The organism is Actinomadura citrea, assembly GCF_013409045.1.
GTDB classification, from domain to species: domain Bacteria; phylum Actinomycetota; class Actinomycetes; order Streptosporangiales; family Streptosporangiaceae; genus Spirillospora; species Spirillospora citrea.
On record NZ_JACCBT010000001.1, the window covers coordinates 8,973,967 to 8,992,310 of the forward strand.

The following is an 18,344-nucleotide window of genomic DNA, read 5'->3' on the forward strand; positions in this document are numbered from 1 at the left end:
TCAGGCCTCCAGGGTGCTTGCGCGGCGACTGCGGATGGAGTGGTTTTGTTCGCCGATAGGAGGCGGTGCGAGGAGCGTCGGATCGGTGATCGGTCTGGGAAAGTCGTTCGCCGCCGCTGCTACGCCAGCGTCGTCCACATGCGCTTTGACCTCGATGGTTGGGAGCGCTTCGCGTACGCGGGTAGCGCGGGAGTGGATGGTATTGATGGCCGATTGGGCATTGCTGAGGGCCGCGCAGAGAGCTCGGGCGTGCTGCCTGGCTTCGGCTAGAGCTTGCCCGTGACGGCTCAGGACTTCCGCGAGGTCTTCGGCCTGGTCGTGGCCGAGACGGTCGGCTTGCAGCTCCCGGAGGAGGAAGCGGCTGATCTGGTGGAGCACCTGATCGAGGCCGTAGGTGGCTGCGCTGAGGTTACCGAGGATGGTGTACGCAGTGGCGGGGAGGGTGAGGCTCGGAGGGCCGACAGTGGCGTGATTGAGCTGGCGAACGTGCTCGTACAGGTTGGTCGCGAGGCGCGTGGTGTCTTCGTCGTTACGAGCGGTCGGGTGAGCCTTCGTTTCGTCGGTCATGTGGGTCACTCCTTGTGGTCTTGGAGCACGTGCCGAGGCTGTGGTCCGTCATGGCTTCGCCTTCCTTGTGTGGTGGGGTGAGGGTGCGCAGGCTCGTCGTCTCGAACGCCGCACTGGCGCACATCTGCGTATCGTTACGCTTGTTTACGCTCCGTTAGTATGCGGTGGCGTCGGTCGTTACGCCACGACCGTTATCGGTGTGGCGCCAACTTCTCTGGTCGCTAGTGCGCTGGGCGGCGAGGGTTGGCGCGCGCCGGCGGTGTGGGCGCAGGCCGGGTAGATCGGTGGGGACGATCTGCCTCCAGGGTAGGGAAGGGCAGAGGGAAGCCGGCGGCAGCGAGTCGCGCAGCGCTGTGTCGTGTGTGTCGTTGGCCGGCGCCCGGAACAACGTCGGGTTTGTTGGCCGTGGAGTCGGTTGGCGGAGTCGGGTGAGCTGGGCAGCAGCCTTGCGGGCTGCGGCTGCTTGGGCGAAGCGTTGCTGCGATTGCCGGTGCTCCGCGATCGCTTCGATAAGGGCAGCGAGCTGCACGATCAGGTGGGAGAGGACGCCGGCGAGGCTCGGGCCATGACTGTGCGACCCTCCGATCTGGGACAGAGCCAGAACCCGCGCAACCGTACGGAGGTTCGTGCCATAGGGCGTAACGGAGGGTGGGCGCCCGTAGGGTTCGCGAGCTGCTCGGTCATAGAAGTCGGCCGCGCGGGCGAGTTCCCGGTTGCCGGTGATGGCCGCGGTTACGTGTAAGACGTCGGAGGCCGCGGCTGCCAGGTCGGCGCGAACGGCGGGATCATGGATGTGGCGCAGCTGCCAAGTAGCGGTCGCGGCGGCTCTTGCGGCCTGTTGGTAGGCGGCATCTCGCTCCTGGCGAGTCAGCTTCGCTTGGCTGAAAGAGCGCTGGCCGAAATGCCTACCTTCATCGGGAGCCGACCAACGGCAGCGGAGTTTGGGAAGGGTGAGGTTAGCGGCGAGCTTGCCGCCAGCAAACCAGACCGGCTGCCCCTCTCGGTTGGTGTGGCCGGGAAGCGCGACCGCGTAGCCCGTGATCTCCCCAGGAGTGCGGACGCTCTCGCGGACCTTGACCAGCACTCTGGCCTGCTCAAGGGCGACGAAGAAGTCCTCCTCGGTCTCAGCTCCAGCAGCTGCGGTGGCAACGTGCCGGCGGAGGGTGCTGCGGGGCGGTTCCGACCACTTCTTTCGGTGAGCAAGTTCCGTCTCGGCTCGGGTTGGTCGGGGCGCTGCTGTGCGGTCGGCAGGTGCGGTTGGGGTCAGGCCGTAGCGGTCTTCGACGATGTGGCAGGCATGGGCGACCTTGAAGTAGTCGCGACGAAGGTTCGGGTTGCGTCCATCCTCGCGGGCCAGGACGGCAAGGAGGTGGATGTGGTCCTCGGCATGGCGGACCGCGATCCAGCGGCATGCCCTGTCATCGCCTCGCGGCGCCAACCCGGTCTGGTGCATGACCTCCTCAGCAATGTCGGCCCAGTCTTCGTCCGACAGGCGTCGGTCCGCGGGCGCTGCCCTAATCGAGCACTGCCAGATCGGCAAGGCGAGCGGTGTGTGGCGAAGGGTGTCGAGTGGAGAGGTGAGGACTCCGACTAGATGCCGGTAGTCGCGGTCGCCTCTGGTGTCCGTGCCGGGCTCCAGAGCTGCGGGCAGGCGGAACCCCGCAACAAGGTGGGGATCGACGTGCTCGTTACGTTTCCCTGATCCGTAGAGGTACGACAGCAGTCGGGCGATGCTTTGGCCGCGCGTCACTTTCCCGATCAACGCAGCAGCCGACCTATCTCAACAGACGAGGCGTCCACTCTCCGGAGAACCTTCTCCAGGTACGTTAACGAAGCGGATAGCTCTTGAGGTGCCTGTCCCGTTGCGTTCGCCATACGAGTCAGTTGGTTGATGTTCACACCAATACGGTTCAGCTGTCGCGCAATGCTGCGCAGTTCCTCACATAGCGCCAGGGTCGGTTGCTGTCCGAGCCTGTGCTGGCGAGTGGCTGCCTGAACGGTGTGGACGATAAATGTTCCGTAGGCAGCGCCCGCTCGATGGGCTGCCTCACAGATCTCCTTGTACTCCTCTTCGCTGACTCGGAATCTCATCTCCCGATCTCGTCGACGCCCTCCTGTGAGCTGCGAACGTCGTTGCAGCTTGCTCTGCCTGCTGACCTGCTCCTCGTCCGTGTTCCACCTCCTGCCGTACTCGTCGGACCGCGCCCGGTCGACTCAGCAAAGGGACGCGGTATGGATCATCCTGGGCCCATACCGTGTCGCGACACGGCCCTACCTTGCAGCCCTCTATTAGGTCGTCCCTTCGACTCTACCGACTGAGGATATTCTCAGTCGGTAGAGTCCAAGCCGTACCGAAGGATGTCGTTCAGTGCCATGAAATTCTGGTTTCCAGAGAACAGGAGATACGTTATCTGCCCTCGAGGATGAGTGGGCTCCGCGACACTTGACTCCCGTAATTTTTCGCGGGAGTCCCCGCGCAAGCACCCATAGCCGACCGGCAAGCAGTGCAGAGTCGCGGCGACATTCGGAACGGCAGCTGTTCGCTTCCGGCAGCCGCCGATGCCAGCTTCGCTGTCAGTCTCGAACCGGAAGCGTCGATGTGGCCCTAACGCCGTCCGCGCCCGTCCACTCGTCCGCCGCGCGGCGGACGAGCCGTCCGCCGCTGCTTCGCAGCCGCCGTCCACACCGGCGGATGGGCGCGGCGGGCCGTTGGTAGGGCGCTCGGGGCCAGCACGCACGGCTGGGACAAGTCGCGCCTACGCTGCGTGCGCTTCGCCGATGGAGGAGGCTCGGGATGAAGCTGGGGATCGAGGCGCGGTCTCGCCGGCCAATCGTGGCGGCGGGCTCGCTGGGATACTCCGCGATGAGGCTCCCAACGTGCTGGTCAAGGTGTGTGCACCACAACCGTGGCTCGCCGCTCGTCCCCAGCAACCCAACCCCGCCAATCTGAACCAACGGGGGACAGTGGCCGCAGCCTCGACGCGAGCGGGCCGTCAGGTCAGTTCGAACCAGGTGTGCAGGCGACCGGCAGTGTCGGTGTCGTAGCCGAAGCGGGCGGCAAGGGTCTCGATGAGGACGATGCCGTGGCCGTGGTCGCGGGGTTCGGAGCCCTGGTGGCGAGTGGGGATGGTGGCGGCGCCCGCATCGATGACCTCGCAGCGCAGGGAGTTCCCGCAGTCGTACAGCGTGAGGGTGAACGAGCCGCCATGACGGGAGTCGGAGTGCCTGACGCTGTTGGTACAGGCCTCGGAGATCAGTAGTTGTGCCGTGGTGGTGCGGTCACTGCCGTCTAGTACCGCGGCGGCGAACCGGCGGGCCTCACCGACGCTCTTGGGGGTGGCCGGGAGGGTTACGCGACCGAGAATGATCCACGTCGTCATGAGCTCATCGCCTTCGCGATGGCGGGGACGGCACGAGGGTCAGTGACCAGCGCCCAGTCGCGAGACCACACCCAGGCCCACGTTCCTGCCTGAGGGGCAGGGACACAGGCGACGAAACGGACCTTGTTGGTCCGACGGCTCGTGACACGAAGGACGGCTCTCTCGCCGACACCAAGGACCTCGGGGTGTACGTGGTGATGCGGCAACTGGCCAGCCAGCCATGTCAGGAGATGACAGCGCCACCTTGGATGCAGTTCTTGTTCTGCTTTGTCCGACATAATCGAATTCCCGTCCTGCTGCTCTGACCTGCAGTTTCCGGGACAAGCGTGCTCCGCGAGAGTTACCGTGTCGCCATTCCTCGGATCACCTGGAAATTCGTCCGATGGACGGAGACACGATGCACATCAACGAGTCCCCCGACCCGCGATCGTCGATGTGGGCGTGGATGGCCCACCACCTGCGCTTCCAGCGCATGCAGCACGGCATGTCAGGACACGCCCTTGCCGAGCTCCTCAACTGTGCGCGTTCCTCGATTTCCAGACTGGAGAACTGCGAAGCGAAGCTGACCGACGCTCAGGCGGCCGTCCTCGACGAGCGGTGGAGCACCGGCGGGACGTTCGCGATCATGCTTTGGTACGCGCGGCTCGGACACGACCCCAACTGGTTCAAAAACTTCACGGAGTCTGAGGGACGCGCGTCCGTGCTGCGGATCTACAGCGGCCAGCTGATTCCTGCCCTCCTGCAGACGCCTGCCTACGCACGCGCCCTCCTGGTTGAGGGGCGAGAGCCAGGGATAGACGCGATGGTGGAAGCGCGGATGGCGCGGCAGCAGATCCTGACCAAGGAAAGCCCGGCCGATCTGTGGGTTCTCCTGGCGGAGACAGCCATGGCCTGCCTGGTGGGTGGCACGACGGTCATGCGGGAGCAACTCGCCAAGCTGCTTGAGGTGTCAGAGCTACCGAACGTGATGCTGCGGATCGTCCCGAACACGGCGGGCGCGAATGCCGGGCTCGACGGGCCGTTCAAGGTCATCAAGGTCAGGGAGGGGCAGGTCGGCTACGTCGAGGCCCCCACCGGCGGAAGGCTCGTCCCAGAGGCCGCCGAGGTCGACGGGCTGCTCGACAGGTTTGACCGCATAGGGGCGGTCTCCCTCCCCGTAGACTCCAGTCGGAGCCTGATCAAGCATCTGATGGAGGCCTTGACGTGACTTCCCCCCAGTGGCGCAAGAGCAGCCGATCCAGCGATGGGACGAGCGGCCAGTGCGTGGAGGTCGCCCAGCTCGACGACGCCATCGGTCTACGAGACAGCAAGGCCCCGAGCAGCGGGCACCTCTCGCTTACCATCGGCAGCTTTGCCGGCCTTGTCGCCAGGGCGAAGAGGAACGAGCTCGATTTCATGGCTCAGCCGTAAGCAGAGCGACCTTGGACGCAGGAGGGCCAGAGGTACTCCAGCACACGAGGCCAGCCCACAACCCGCAAGCGCTTGGCTCACGACGCCCCTGGCAAAGGGCACGCTGCGGACGGCGTTGTCATCGAGCGGTCCCATGTGGTCGGCTGTTCCGGTGAGCATCGACCAGTTCTTCGGCTACGGGCCTGAGGCTCCGTTCGCCACCAACGAGGTGTTCACCAACAGGGAGGAGCAGATCGATCGGTGTCATCGCTGGTTGATCGAACACTCCGCACGTGAATGGCCCGTCCAGGCGCTCATGGACTTCCAGCGGCCCGCGGTCAACATCCTCGCGGTGGCTGGAGAGGGCGGCATCGGCAAATCCACCCTGACGCGGCACGTCGCTGACCTCGCGGTTCGGGGAGAGTTGGACGGGCTTCCCAAGAATCGGGCGTGCGCGGTCCTGGACTTCGCAGACCCCGACAGCTCCAGCTTCGAGTCGTTGCTACTGCGCGTCCGGGCTGGGCTGGGAGGTCTGGCGCGTTCCTGGCCGGCTTTCGACGTCGCGCTGGCCCTCTACTGGGAGCGCAAGCATCCGGGTGAGTCGCTGGCCGCCTTTCTCGGCAAGGGGTCGGTGGACGGACGGCGAGCAGCGGATCAGGTGAGCGGGACCGTCGACCAGTTCCTCGGCGGGTTCGGCGCGATCAGCGTCACCTACCAGGTCTTGGACAAGCTCGGACGCACCGTGGCGCATAAGGCCAAGCTGAAGTCGCTGCGCAACGAGTTGCCCGCGCTCGACCCCATCCTCGATGAGCCCGACCCCGACCGGATGCTCGGCTACATGCCCGTCCTGCTTTCAGCCGACCTGGAACGCGCCCGCGCCAAGAGACCCGTACTCGCGGTGTGCGTTCTCGACACACTGGAGATCGTTCAAGGGCTGCCGTCCGAGCGCGGCGGCCTGGAGGACCTGGTCTCGCGGTTGGTCTACCTGATGCCGAGCGTGGCGTTCCTGGCGGCCAGCCGGTTGCCGCTGGGCTGGCACGACCCGGTCCGTGCCCTTGGACTGACCTACGGCGGCACGCACCGCTGGCCTGATCTCGCCGGACCGGTCCAGCTCAGGCTGGACGGCTTCGACCCGGTGTCCGCGAACGAGTATCTGACGACGCGGCTGACCGTGGACGATCGCCCCGCGATCGACGAGGCGGTGCGGAACCGGATGATCGCCGGATCCGGCGGGTCACCGTTATATCTGGACCTGTCGGCGAGCCTGTACGGGCAGTACCTCGCGCGCGGCCAGACACCGCCCCCGGAGGTGTTCGGACTCGGGTTCCCCGAGCTGGTGCTGCGGACGATGAGGGACCTGTCGGAGACCGACCGTGACCTCCTGCGTGCCGCCGCGCTACTCGAAGCGTTCGATGCCGACCTGCTGCAAGCGATGCTCCCGGGCATCCGCCGCCGGCGGATCGAGGCCTTCACCTCCCGCCCGTTCGTCCGGCGCGAGGAGTCGGTGTGGCCCGCATACCGGCTGCACGACAACCTGCGACGCAGTGTCCTGGACTGTGACGCCCACACACCCGATGGATGGACACTCAGCGAACGTCACGAACACCTGCAGTGCGCCATCAGCCACCTCGCGAAGGTCGCGCTGTCGATCTGGGATGAGGAAGAGTCGGCCTCGCTGGCTGAGCGGAGCCGCCGGACCGTCGCCGCGTTCTTACTGCTGTTGCGTGCCGCGATCGAGCACGGTGTACTGCCGCCAGTGCTGGCGGACCTCGCCTACAGCCTGAGCGTCGCCGGCCACTGGCAGGTCCTGGCGTCCCTCCCCGCACCGGACGCAGTACCCGAGCTAACGCGGCTGTCCACCGTCGCTCGGCTGACCACCCGCGGCGACCTCAACGCTGAGGACCGCTACCAAGCGATGCGGAGGTTGGTCGGTGAGCATGCAACGCTCGAGTCCATAGACCCATTCGCCGACTACTACCGCTGGGAACTGGGCACCCGCGCCCACGTCGCGGGGCACCTGGACGAAGCGATCGGTCACCTGTCGACGATCACACCCGACGGCTCGCTGATCGGCGCGAGCGCTCTGTTCGGCCTGGCCGACAACGCCCTTCGCCGCGGTGACTACCGGCAGGTCGCCGAACTGATGGACAAGGCCACCGACGAGGGCCTCGACCGCATCCGTGTCGCCGACATGCTCGGCCACACCTACATCCACAACGCCCGCTTCGCCGACGCCGCCCGTCTCTTCGAGACCACGCTGGAAGCCGCCCAAGCCGCGGGAACGCCGCTGTGGGAAGCCCGCGCCCTGCGCCACCTGGCCCTCGCACTCATGTGGTTCGACCCCGACCGCACCCTCGCCCTCGTCCCCCGCGCCCGCGACCTCAACTCCTCCGTCGGGGAACTGATCGGTGTGGCCCAGTGCGACCTGGCCGCCTCCATGGCTCACGCTTTGCGAGGCGAGCACGCGCAGGCCGCAGACCTCTTGGAAAGCGCAGCCCGCCAGTACGAAGAACTCGGCGCCACCGGGGAACTCACCCCCGCGGAAGCCATCCGGGTACTGCTATACGCCGCCGACGGACGCATCGACCGAGCCACGACCATCGCCACGCGACTTGGCGCGTCTTCCCAAGGCCCGCAACCCGAGTGCCTACCCGTCTGGGTTCAAGTGACCAGCTTGTGGACCAGCATCCCTGTCCCAGGGGATGCGGCCTTGCGATGGCTGGACAGTACCGACAGCGCTGTGCAGCGCTGGAAGCAGCCTCTAGACCGGCTCCGGCGGCTGCACCGCGGTGTGTGCGCACCGCTCGACGTGGCTGACCGAGAGGCGTTCATCCCTACCAATCGGCTACCCGGCGATGTCCTCGATCGCACTGTGCGGTCGGCGTCCACCTCTCCGGCATTCGATGGGCCACCCGTCCAGCAAGCCGATGACGGCATCATCAACGGGGAACGCACCGTCATCAAGCTCCAGCGCCGCGCCCACGAGCGCCTGGAGACCGCCCTGCACTTGGAGCACCTCCGCACCGCGACCGGCATCCCGGCCCCACGGCTCCTCGACCACGGCACTGTTCCTGGCGGCACCTGGTGGGCCGTCCTCGAACGGCTCCCCGGAACACACAGCGACCACCCGACTCTCGAGCAGCAGCGCGCGCTAGGACGCATGCTGCGCTCGTGGCACTCGCACAGCCCGGCCGCCGGCCTGCGGCTGGACGACCCCGGCGCACTCGGCGTCCTTCTCGGCTGGGCACGCCGCGCTGCCCCTCGCGCCTACCCTGCTCTCGCCCAACGCTTCAGCGACGCCTGCGAAGCGATGCCAATGACGCCGATCCACGGGGATGTTGCCGTCGGCCATAACGCGCTGTTCGACGGCGACACCCTCACCGGCATCCTGGACCCCGGCGCCGTCGAACAGGGCCCGCCTATGCTCGACCTGGCCTGGGCACTTGCCGTGGACCTTCCACACGGTGGGTCGACCGAACCACTCCTAGAGGGTTACGGCGAAGTCGATCAGGCGGCCCTGGACGCACTGCTTCCGCTCATGCTCTTGCGGCGCTTCATCGACACCGCCGCCCTGGGACTGTCCGACACAGACGGCCAGTGGATAGCCCGTCATCTGCGCGACAACCATCCGGACCTACTGGCACTAGTGGAAGACGAGCTAAGCCTCTAAACCGCCAAGCCCAGCCGCACCGCCCATCGATACGGGATGTAGTTGTCCAGCACGTTGGCCGGCACCGACAACCGCTCACGGAGCTCAGGCTCGTCGTCTCGCGCGTAGAAGCGGTTCAGTCCGTCGAACAACGCAAACTCATACCCCGCCGCCAGCACGCCCGGCTCCCACTCGTTATGGCTGGGACGCGAGGTCAAGGGCACCGTCGCCTCGATCACGATCGCCTGCGGCCGCCACGCCGCCAGATCCGCCGAGTTCAATACGGACGCCTCAGACCCCTCGACATCTACCTTCAACAGATCGAACCCTGGCTGCGCGTAATCCGACAGCACCGTCTCCAGCCGCGTCACCTCGACGCGCAGCTCCTCGCACCGCCATCCATCGGCCAAATGCAGCGCCAGCACATCCGGCTCCAGCGTGCTGAGGCCACCGCCACCAGTCTTCCCAGGCCCTGGAACGATCCGGAAGAAGCTCGCCAGACCAGGCTGCTCCCCAATCGCCACGTCCAGCGTCACATCACCCGGCCGAGCAGCCCGCAAGCTCTCGAAACGCTCAGGCAGCGGCTCAATGTTGACCCCGCGCCATCCGAGCCGGTCCACCAAGTTCTTGGTCAGCGACCCCTGAACCGGGTTCCCAGCCCCAACATCTACGAAGAACCCGCCAGGCCGATCGCCGAAGGCCCGCATCAGCACAACGTCCTCGGCGTTCCCGCCATACGCGACCAGATCGCACCCAGCGGGCAGGTTCGCCCCCATAGCGCCTAGCGTACGTCGCGCTCTGTTTGCCCACACCGCGCTGATGTGTCGCTTCGAGTCTCTGAGCGACTCGAAGCGACAGGCGGGAGGCCGACGCACCGATCCAGCTTTATGTCGCTTCCCCCGCTCACCACTGGAGACGCCGCTGCCCTCTTGGGGACGGGCATCGATGTGCCTTTGTCTTCGACTGGCGCCAAGTGCTTGGAGGCTTCGTCCATCATCCGGATCAACCACTCAATCACGGCTCCGATGCTGGGACTGCCGCGTTGACGAAGAGTCGTCCCGAAGCGGCGGAGCAGTGGACGGACCGCGGCATGAACGGCTGAGTAGCGCTCCGCTGGTGCAGAGGTGTTGGCGCCTACCCCGTGATCAGGAGCACCTCAGCTGGTCCACCTCGAGAAAAGGCCTCGCCCCGGCAAGATGTCAGGAGGGGACTACTTGCTGGAGCCTCTGCAGAGCAAGCTCAAGGTTCGTGGAGATTTTTTTCAGAACTTCTGAAAGATACGGGTAGATGTCATCAAAAGCCGAGTCGGTCGATACTGGTTCAAGAGGAGCGTCTCGGTGATACCTATTCAGGAAGTCCGCGATGATCTCACGGTCATCGAGCGAAAGGGCCTGGAATGGATCACGCACCAAATAGTCGTGAGCGCGGGTCAGGTGGATGAAGCTGCATCCGAAGTCGTACACGACACTGGCCCAGCCATACTGGCTCTCCACAGCACGGACCATCTGCCGATCCCAAGCAGGCCACCTCATTCCGGACACTGACTCGGCGATGATGCGAGATCTGTCAGCGTCGGACTGGTCGAGCAGATAGTGCACACGGATCAAGGAGTCAAGCTCCTGCCGGAGAATGCCGACGGCAATGGATCGCCAGTCGCGCTCCACCGCTACGGCCATAGCTTGCCGATGCTCGTCGGAACGTCGCCGAGCTTGGCGGCAAAAGACGTCAACAGGCTCGTCGATTAGTACGCCCATGACAAGACCGTACCGGTGAACGAGAACCTGGACGCGAAATTCGCGTGGCCGATCCCGGCCGCGCGGTCAGGAGCGCAACGTTGTAGCTGCCTACATCTGGATGCTTCGCTATGAACTTCTCCAATGAGCCTTCAGGACAGGGCGAGGACACGGCCGCTGGCGCCCAGGGCATGCCGTCGTGCGGGCCGCTCACGCCTTTTCGTCGGTCCGCCGCATGATTGCCGAGCGTCGCACCTCTTGCAGCTATCGGACGTACATCTCCACATGCCCGCCGCACCTGCGACGCTGCGCTTACATCCAGGGACAAGACTAGACCGACCACACGCGGCGGCAGATGTTCTTACTGCTGAACATTGCGCGACTATCCCCGCCATGAACCACCGCCATTCAGTGTCTTCTACCTGCCCCATACCCCCGACTCACGAAGAACACCGTGACTTGGCAATGGGTGTAAGTGCACGACGGTTCGACAGAAGCGCAACATCCTTTGTACTTGCATCCCGCTTGAGCTTTTTAAGCACAGATTGCTGGGTCTCTGGGGTCCAGAAGATTTTGAGGCTCTCGCGCGCCCGAGTGACGGCTGTATAGAAGATGCTATGCGTGATGTCACCCTCGTTTGCATCAGTAATTACGATCTTCACCGAGTCGTACTCGAGACCCTGCGCCTTGTGGATCGAGACGGCGTAGGCGACCTGGAACGGCACGGAGGTGTTGATTGAATCGTCATCGTCATCGCTGATGTCATAGTCGTAAACGGAGAAGCGCACGGTCGAGCCCTCTACCCACTCCAGTTCTCCACCGACGACGTCGATCTCGGTGAGCGGTCGATCCAGCTCGACGTCGAACTGGATCTGGCCCCGGGCGTAGGCGATGTCGACGATCCGGCCCTTCAGGTTGTTGTAGATCACCGGCCGGAACCGCTCGGTCTCATTGAACAGGACAGGATCGCCGACCTTGTAGGTGGAGACACGCCAGGTCGTCGCTGGATTCGGGTTGCTGCTCTGAAGGAAGCGGTTGACATTGTTGATGCCGTACAGCCCGTCGTAGTTCAGGCACAGGATGATCTCGTCCTGGCGCTGAGCCTCGAACAGAGACTTGTCGAGTACGGTCGAGTAACCGTTGCGGGCGATGACCTCGGCGAGGTCATCCTCGACGTTGCGCACCTTGCCCCAGAAGCCCAGAAGAGACTCGCTCTTGGTTCGGAACGGCGTTGTGAGCTCGGACACCGAAGTGCTTGGGATGAACGAACGGATAATGCTGAACCAGTTGCCGAACTTGATCGACTCGATCTGGTAGACGTCGCCGACGAGGACGAGCAACTTGAAAGATGTCTCGTCCAGCACCTTGAGCAGGTCAGCATTACTGACAGTGCTGCACTCGTCGATGACCAGAAGGTCATACTCCGGGTCCAAGGCGGTCCGGTGGATCTGGCTGCTGATCGTCCGGAAGGTCGAGTCCTGAGCGGTGACCTTGCGCTTGAGGTTGTCGATCGCGGGGTTGGTGTGAGCCAGGAAGAGCTTGGTCTTGTCGTTGAAGTAGTTCGCGATGTGGTCGACCATCGTTGACTTGCCCGTGCCGGCCGCGCCGTAGATCAGGGCCACCTTCGACTCACTGAACAGCGACTTGAGCGCGTTTTTCTTGGCTTCGTCGTCGATACCGCGAGGCGCCTCATCCAGCCAGCGCTCGACAGCCACCGTGTAGCCGTCGATCCCAGACGAGGCATACTCCTGGAGTCTCTCAACGATGTCTACAGTGTCGTCCTCGTATCCACGGCCGAAGACGTAACCCTTGTCCTGCACCAGCTGGCGCGCAGTGTGCTTGTAGTAGAGCTTGCCGTTGTGGATGGCAATCAGCTTGGTGACGTCTCCGAACTCCTCAAGATCGGAGGCGGGCGTGTAGAGCGTTCCGTGGCTCTCGACGTTGTTTCGCACTCGCCGGGCGAGCAGTTCGTGATTCCGGCCGGTCGCGTCGATGCTCTCAGCGAGGTCCCAGTAGCGCGGGTTGTGTCCTGGCAGTGAGGTGCAGAAGGGCATATCGTCAAATGGGATACAGCCGTAGGGAAGGTTCAGCCCGGACAGACGGCCGCAGCTCTCCTCGTGGTATTGCGGCCTGAGAACCCGGTTGTGCATCCGAAGCATGAGGTAGCGGATGACGTTGTGTCCTGGAGCGGCCGACCGCACGATGCGGCGTGCCTCGTCCAGCACGGGGAAGATCTGCGCTTTGGTGACCCTGGCTGTGCCCTGGGCTTTAGTGGTCGCGTACTTGTCGTCGGGCATGTCGATGAGGTCGAGCAGGCTGCCCGAGCCCACCGTGAGGCCGCGCATCAGGTAGCCGTACTCGACGGAACTGGTCCGGACGTTGGTGGTGATGCCCAAGAGTCGCGCGAAGTTGTCGAACTCGCAAGGCCGGATCGACACCTCCCACTCATGAATGATCGTGATCGGCATCGTCTGGTCGAGGACGTCGATCGAGTCACGCTGGAGCGTCAGCATGGCCGAGTACTTATCGGTCATGTCGATGTCGGTGAATGCAATGAGGCGGTCGAACTTGCTGACCTGATTGACGGCTCGGTAGAAGGTGACCTCGTAGTAGATTCGTCCGCCAACGAAGAACGGGCGCGTCTTGTGGATGTAGTAGCGATCTCGCACTCCGTTACGCGATCCTGTCGAACGGAGGGCTTCGATTCTGGCAGCGATCTTTCCGTGGTACTCGCGCAGCGACGGGTCCAGATCAACCGGAAACGACTCCAGGTTTGCCAGTACGGCGATCCCGCAACTTTCCCATAGCAAGGTCCGGATGCGCAGAAGGTACTCATAGTACTTGAGCATCAGGCGCTCCGAGGAGTCCCCATCCAGTGTGTAGTGCGACGCGCTGATCTGTAGGAGCTTGTGGAATTTCCCGAGGAAGTTCAGCTTGCCACTGGCCTTGACGAAATCGAGTCCTGGATCGATTACCGCGTACTTGTACTCAGAGTCATCCCTGCCCACATGTAGACGAACAGCGACGCCCTCGACCAGGTTCCGGATCTGAGCAAGGACGTTCTGGGACAATAGAGCTCGCTGATCCGTCAGCGATTCAATATTTCCACAGATCGCCTTATCCACGCTTTGAATGTGCTCAATGACCGTGGTCATATGCTTTCACCTCCTATTCCAGCTGCGGTGCCGTCCAGTGGCCTGCTCTGCTCCAAGTCGCGCCAGTTCGGCATGAAGGGCGGTCATCATGGTCTTGAACTGCTTGCCTCGGTCACGGTACTTGATGTGCAACAGCACATGGACTTGACGGTCGAGAATACCCCAAAGCAGGGCATGCGACCCTCGAAACGGATCGCCCGCATCTCCATGTGTCAACTCCGTCTCCGAGGGAACCACTTATCACGGACTAGATCAGCGCCATGAGCGCTGAGGTTGTCGAACCCACGGACGTCTGGTGCCCGTTCTCATGGACGAAGTCGGTGGTGGCAGCGCCGATTGGGAGAACCTCACCCCTGCGGCCAGCTAAGTAGACAGCCCTCCCGACGGGACTGCCTGAAAGTCTGTGGGTGAGCCGTTGATCAGCTCTCAGACAGTCCCGTCGCGGCTATCGAGTGCTTGACCTGCTGCGAGTTCTGGCGAGCGCCTCCAGGGCGGTTTCGTCGGCGTCGGGGAGGGTGTGTAGGTAGCGCTCTGTTGTGGCGATGGAGGCGTGGCCTAGGCGTTCTTTGACTATCTGGAGGTCGGCGCCGCCGTTGAGGAGCCAGGAGGCGTGGGCGTGGCGTAGGTCGCGCATGGTCGGCCTGAAGTCGAGGCCGGCTGCGGCGATGGCCGGGTTCCAGATGTTGCGGCGGAACCAGTCGTTGGGGATGTGGCCGTCCGTCATGCGCGTTCGGAGGGGGCGCGGGTTGTCTTTGCCGTTGGCGCGGCGGGCGGCTCGGTAGAGGGAGAAGGCGCCTCGGCAGTAGTCGCAGCGGCAGTGGCCGGCCGTGTAGCCGCTGAGGGTGCCGTGGTTGTAGGTGCGTCCCTTCTCGTTGGGTTCGGTTCGGCCGAGTGTCTCCGGGTCTGGGATCTCGGTGATGCGGGCGCGGGGCTTGTCCTGGGGCGGCATGTGGAAGAAGAGGTCGTCTCGGGTGAGGCGCGCAGCCCTGATGTGCTCTTCGAGCTTCTCGGTCATCTGGGCGCTGAGCTTGAAGCGGCGGTACTCCTTGTCCTTCGGGTAGTCCTTGACGAGGAAGTGGCCGCCCTCCGGGTGGAACTTCGGGTTCAGCTCCACGACCGTGCGGCTGACCGTGAGGATGCGCGTCTTGAGGTTGAGGTCCCTGGGACGCAGCTCGCTGAGTTCGCCCCAGCGGAGGCCGCTCTCGATCTCGGTTTCGGCGAGGAGGCGGAAGGTGCCTTCGGGGAGGGCGTTGTAGACGTCATCGAACTGCTCGGGCGTGACGATCTGGAGCGGCTTGCGCGCGATGGGCGGAGACTTCACCCCACGGCAGGGGTGCAGGTAGGTGACCTGGTCGTCCAGTGCCGTGGTGAAGATGGCACTGAGGATGATCTTGTTGCACTGGATGGTCACGGGCTTCATGCCCTGGTTCTTGAGCTTGGCGATCCAGGCTCGGACGTGCTCGGGGAGGATGTCGACCATCCGCATGCCGCCGAACTCCGGCATGAGGTGCTTGTAGATGGCGTAGGTGTACCCCTCCCGGGTGCTGGCCTCCATCTCGTGGTTCGGGAGCCAGGTGTTCTCGACGTAGTCTCTGAATCGCTGCCTTCCGCGGGCAGGTTCTCCGGTTCTACCTTCCGAGACCTTAACTTCGGCGCGCTGCCATGCTTTGTCCGCTTCTTTCTTGCTCGCAAAGGTTCCAGCAGACCTTCGCTGGCCGCGAATGTCGTCGTAGTAGGCCGTGTAACGTGGCTTGCCGTCCTTACCCACTCTCTTGCGTGTCTGCCCCATGGGCTTTCCGCCTCCCAGGCTTGATCATCTGACCCTCGTTTGACCCCGGACTGCGAGTGATGGCGTGACCCTGGAGATCACGCACTGGCAGCCGAACAGGCCATCTACCTGGGATTTTATCGAGATCCAGCGTTTTCTGCGAGCCGCAGAAAACGCACAATATGCCCTTCGGGATGAAGAGGCCGTAGGTTCAAATCCGGCCTGCACGAATGGTTCAGGGCCCTAACTCTCCCTTCGAGTTAGGGCCCTGAGTTCTAACTGAGCGACAGGCTCATCTCCTCGACGTCCGGGAGAGAGGTGGGGTGCGCTCGGTGGTGCTTACGAAGCCTGACCGAGTCCCTTTCGTCACTGCTGGCGCGTCAAGCGCACCTCGATTCTGCCGTCGTTCTCGTCGGTGGCGAGCCATCGGTAGGCGCTGAACTCCGCCGTGTCGCCGCCCTTGGTGACGGTGACCCGGTTCAGGAACCATCCGGATTTGTTCCCCGAGTTGTCATGGCCGATGACGATGGTCTCCAGCCGTCCGGCCTCGGTCAGATCCAGGGTGAAGTGGTCGATGGCGCCTTGCTCGAAGTTGTCCCTGCTGTCGTCCAGGTTGACCGGGCCCGCGGAGGCGAGCGAACCGTAGAGGGTGATGTGGACGTTGGCGTCGGTCCCGGCGTTCTCGACATTGCCGGTCTCCACCGTGATCTCGTAACGCGCCATGGGGGGCTCCCTCGGATCCTGGAGTGCTGTGTTCGCGCGAGTACTTTGCGTGACGAGTGTGCCCTCAGGCTCACCGAGCGCAAACGAAGCTCAGGGCGACTTCTTGTATCCAGATGGACACTGACCACTCGCGACTGGGTCGTCGGTCCTTCCCCTGCGATGTCCGCATCGGGGTCGTCACGAAATGATCGGTCTCGTCGTCGAGCTCGGCGTTGGGGTTGCAGGCGGCGGCCCCTGCACGGCGTCTTGCGAGGGGGATCGCTCCGCCACAACACCGTCCGGCTGGACCAATCCCAGCCGGGCGGCCGGGTCGACGCGCTTCAGTGGCACGCCGGGGGTGCGGGCCAGCCTCACATCATCTCTACGCAGGCTGCCATGTGGTCGAGTGGTCGCTGTCTCCTAGCCCCGACATGCGAGCGTTCTCATTCTGCATTTGCAGGCGAGCCGTCCCGGAGTGGTCCGGTTAATGGCACTGTCGCGCTGGCAGTTTCGTCGGCTTGAAGCGCCTGCCGGTCTGGAGTGGCTGACCTATTGCGTGGTCATGGTTAGTAGGACCGTTGCCAGGGCGCTGCTTGCTGCGTTTTCTAGGACTGCTTGGAGAGAGGCTCGGAGGCGCGTCAGACGAGCGCGTTCGGGTTGAGGGGCTTGGATTTCATTGAGGATTTGGACGGCGTGGTTCTGGAGAGACTGTTGCTGGTCGGCTGCTAGGGCCAGGACGGGAAGTGCCTGGATGACCGCCTGGGCATAGGTTGCCAAGGCGGCGAACTCCTCTGGGAGGGGCTGCGGCGTCTCTTGGTGCAGTTCGATGTTCTGGCCGTTCAGGACGTTGCCGCTGAGGTCGCCGCTGATGCTGCCGATCCGGAGGTTGTTTCCTTCCCCCATGGTGTCTCCCTCAGGTCGTGGACGGGTCCGGGCTCGGCTGGGTGGTGGGGCTGTCTGGCGGCATCGCCTCTGCGGCGAGCTCCCATTTCATGCCCCACGGTCGCCCCGGGACGGGAATGCGAATGTAGGCGAAGCGCGGCATGTAGTCGGTCATGCGGATGTCGATGGAGAAGCGGCAGGTCTGGCCTGGCCGGAGCTGGGCCGGGCAGCCTTGCGGCCTCACGATGAAGGACTGCCGGCCCGGCCCGACCACCGTGTGACTTGCCAGATCACCGTCGCCCCAGCACCTCTCCCAACCCTGGTAGGGCTCCCACGTGATGGCCCGTTCGAAGTGCTTCCACCCGGATCTTTCCGGCACTGTGAAACTGAAGATGTCACCGAGGTAGAAGGTGTGCGGCATCGAATCGCACGACGGTGTGGATGAGTTCTTCGGGTCGGAGTCCTGCTCGGGTCCGAGTTTGTGCGTCGGGTCGACCTCGTTACGGGGCGGGGCTTCTCCGCCGTCCTGTTCTGATGGTCGGAACGTCGAGTGGCGGCCTCGCGGTGAGGGGGGCGAGGACTCGACCGTCTGGGGCTGGGCCGCTTCTCTTCCGGACAAGGACGTCGGCGTTCGCGTGCCCATGAAGGAGACTCCGCCGACCACCGCGGCGACCCCCGTCGCGGCGGCGATCCCGCTGACCGCGGGTTTGGCGATCAACTTCTGCAGTGGGCCCTTCTGTTTCGGGATGGTGCGGGCCGCGTGAGCCGTCAGAGCGTGGTGTGCCCCTGCCGCGGCGGCCAGGCCGAGCGCCGCGCCTTTGCCGGCCGCCTTCAATCGCGCTGCTTGCTCGTTCTTGAAGTACGACTCGTCTTCAGTCGACCCGAGTGCCCGTGCGGCGCGCAAGCCGAGAGAGAGCACCTCGGTCCACGATCCCCAGTGGAGGGAGAGCGCCAGCCTTGGCGCGGCGGCTCGGGCGAGGTCGCGCGCAGGTGCGTGGGCCTCGGCTTCCAGAGCGGCCCGCAGCACCCGGACGATCAGGGAGGGCACGTCACTGATTTCGGCGACGGATGCGCGCCGGACCCAGTCGGCCAGCCGCGTCGCGCATGTGGCGGCGTCGA

General features: G+C 64.3%; 14 protein-coding genes. 3 read left to right on the forward strand and 11 right to left on the reverse strand.

Going from position 1 to position 18,344, the window contains the following annotated elements; genetic code table 11:
* From BJ999_RS41115 to BJ999_RS41130, 4 genes are all read right to left on the reverse strand, one after another.
* Positions 1–567, reverse strand: a complete 567-nt coding sequence (locus BJ999_RS41115; RefSeq protein WP_179838224.1) for a hypothetical protein — start codon at positions 565–567, stop codon at positions 1–3.
* 154 nt (positions 568–721) lie between these two features.
* Complete coding sequence (locus BJ999_RS41120) at positions 722–2,329, reverse strand: relaxase family protein (protein ID WP_179838225.1); 1,608 nt, start codon at positions 2,327–2,329, stop codon at positions 722–724.
* Positions 2,326–2,706 (reverse strand): MobC family plasmid mobilization relaxosome protein, encoded by a 381-nt coding sequence (locus tag BJ999_RS44155; protein WP_373292690.1) that lies wholly within the window; start codon positions 2,704–2,706, stop codon positions 2,326–2,328. The genes BJ999_RS41120 and BJ999_RS44155 overlap by 4 nt, the downstream gene beginning before the upstream one ends.
* Before the next feature lie 854 nt (positions 2,707–3,560).
* Entirely contained in the window at positions 3,561–3,947 is a 387-nt protein-coding gene (locus tag BJ999_RS41130; RefSeq protein WP_179838227.1) for an ATP-binding protein, read from the reverse strand.
* Between the two features lie 397 nt (positions 3,948–4,344).
* Between BJ999_RS41130 and BJ999_RS41135 the strand changes: the two genes are divergently transcribed.
* The 3 genes from BJ999_RS41135 (at position 4,345) to BJ999_RS43935 (ending at position 9,006) form a co-directional block, all read left to right on the forward strand.
* Complete coding sequence (locus tag BJ999_RS41135) at positions 4,345–5,154, forward strand: helix-turn-helix domain-containing protein (protein ID WP_179838228.1); 810 nt, start codon at positions 4,345–4,347, stop codon at positions 5,152–5,154.
* Positions 5,151–5,357 carry a DUF397 domain-containing protein gene (locus BJ999_RS41140; RefSeq protein WP_179838229.1) on the forward strand — a complete coding sequence of 69 codons (207 nt, stop codon included), beginning with the start codon at positions 5,151–5,153 and terminating at the stop codon, positions 5,355–5,357. Before BJ999_RS41135 ends, BJ999_RS41140 begins: the two co-directional genes overlap by 4 nt.
* Positions 5,358–5,508: 151 nt before the next feature.
* Positions 5,509–9,006 (forward strand): phosphotransferase, encoded by a 3,498-nt coding sequence (locus BJ999_RS43935; RefSeq protein ID WP_179838230.1) that lies wholly within the window; start codon positions 5,509–5,511, stop codon positions 9,004–9,006.
* Here BJ999_RS43935 and BJ999_RS41150 read toward each other — a convergent pair.
* The 7 genes from BJ999_RS41150 to BJ999_RS41180 all read right to left on the reverse strand — a co-directional run.
* Positions 9,003–9,761, reverse strand: a complete 759-nt coding sequence (locus tag BJ999_RS41150) for an FkbM family methyltransferase (protein WP_179838231.1) — start codon at positions 9,759–9,761, stop codon at positions 9,003–9,005. The genes BJ999_RS43935 and BJ999_RS41150 overlap by 4 nt on opposite strands.
* Before the next feature lie 423 nt (positions 9,762–10,184).
* A complete protein-coding gene (locus BJ999_RS41155; RefSeq protein ID WP_179838232.1) occupies positions 10,185–10,739 on the reverse strand; it encodes a hypothetical protein in 555 nt (184 codons plus the stop codon).
* 419 nt (positions 10,740–11,158) lie between these two features.
* Positions 11,159–13,873, reverse strand: a complete 2,715-nt coding sequence (locus tag BJ999_RS41160) for an ATP-dependent DNA helicase (RefSeq protein WP_179838233.1) — start codon at positions 13,871–13,873, stop codon at positions 11,159–11,161.
* Between the two features lie 445 nt (positions 13,874–14,318).
* Positions 14,319–15,662, reverse strand: a complete 1,344-nt coding sequence (locus tag BJ999_RS41165) for a tyrosine-type recombinase/integrase (RefSeq protein ID WP_179838234.1) — start codon at positions 15,660–15,662, stop codon at positions 14,319–14,321.
* Between the two features lie 345 nt (positions 15,663–16,007).
* Positions 16,008–16,364, reverse strand: a complete 357-nt coding sequence (locus BJ999_RS41170) for a PLAT/LH2 domain-containing protein (RefSeq protein ID WP_179838235.1) — start codon at positions 16,362–16,364, stop codon at positions 16,008–16,010.
* 528 nt (positions 16,365–16,892) lie between these two features.
* A complete protein-coding gene (locus BJ999_RS41175; protein ID WP_179838236.1) occupies positions 16,893–17,246 on the reverse strand; it encodes a hypothetical protein in 354 nt (117 codons plus the stop codon).
* 10 nt (positions 17,247–17,256) lie between these two features.
* The coding region (locus tag BJ999_RS41180; protein WP_218935450.1) for a hypothetical protein at positions 17,257–18,344 on the reverse strand (1,088 nt) is incomplete at its 5' end.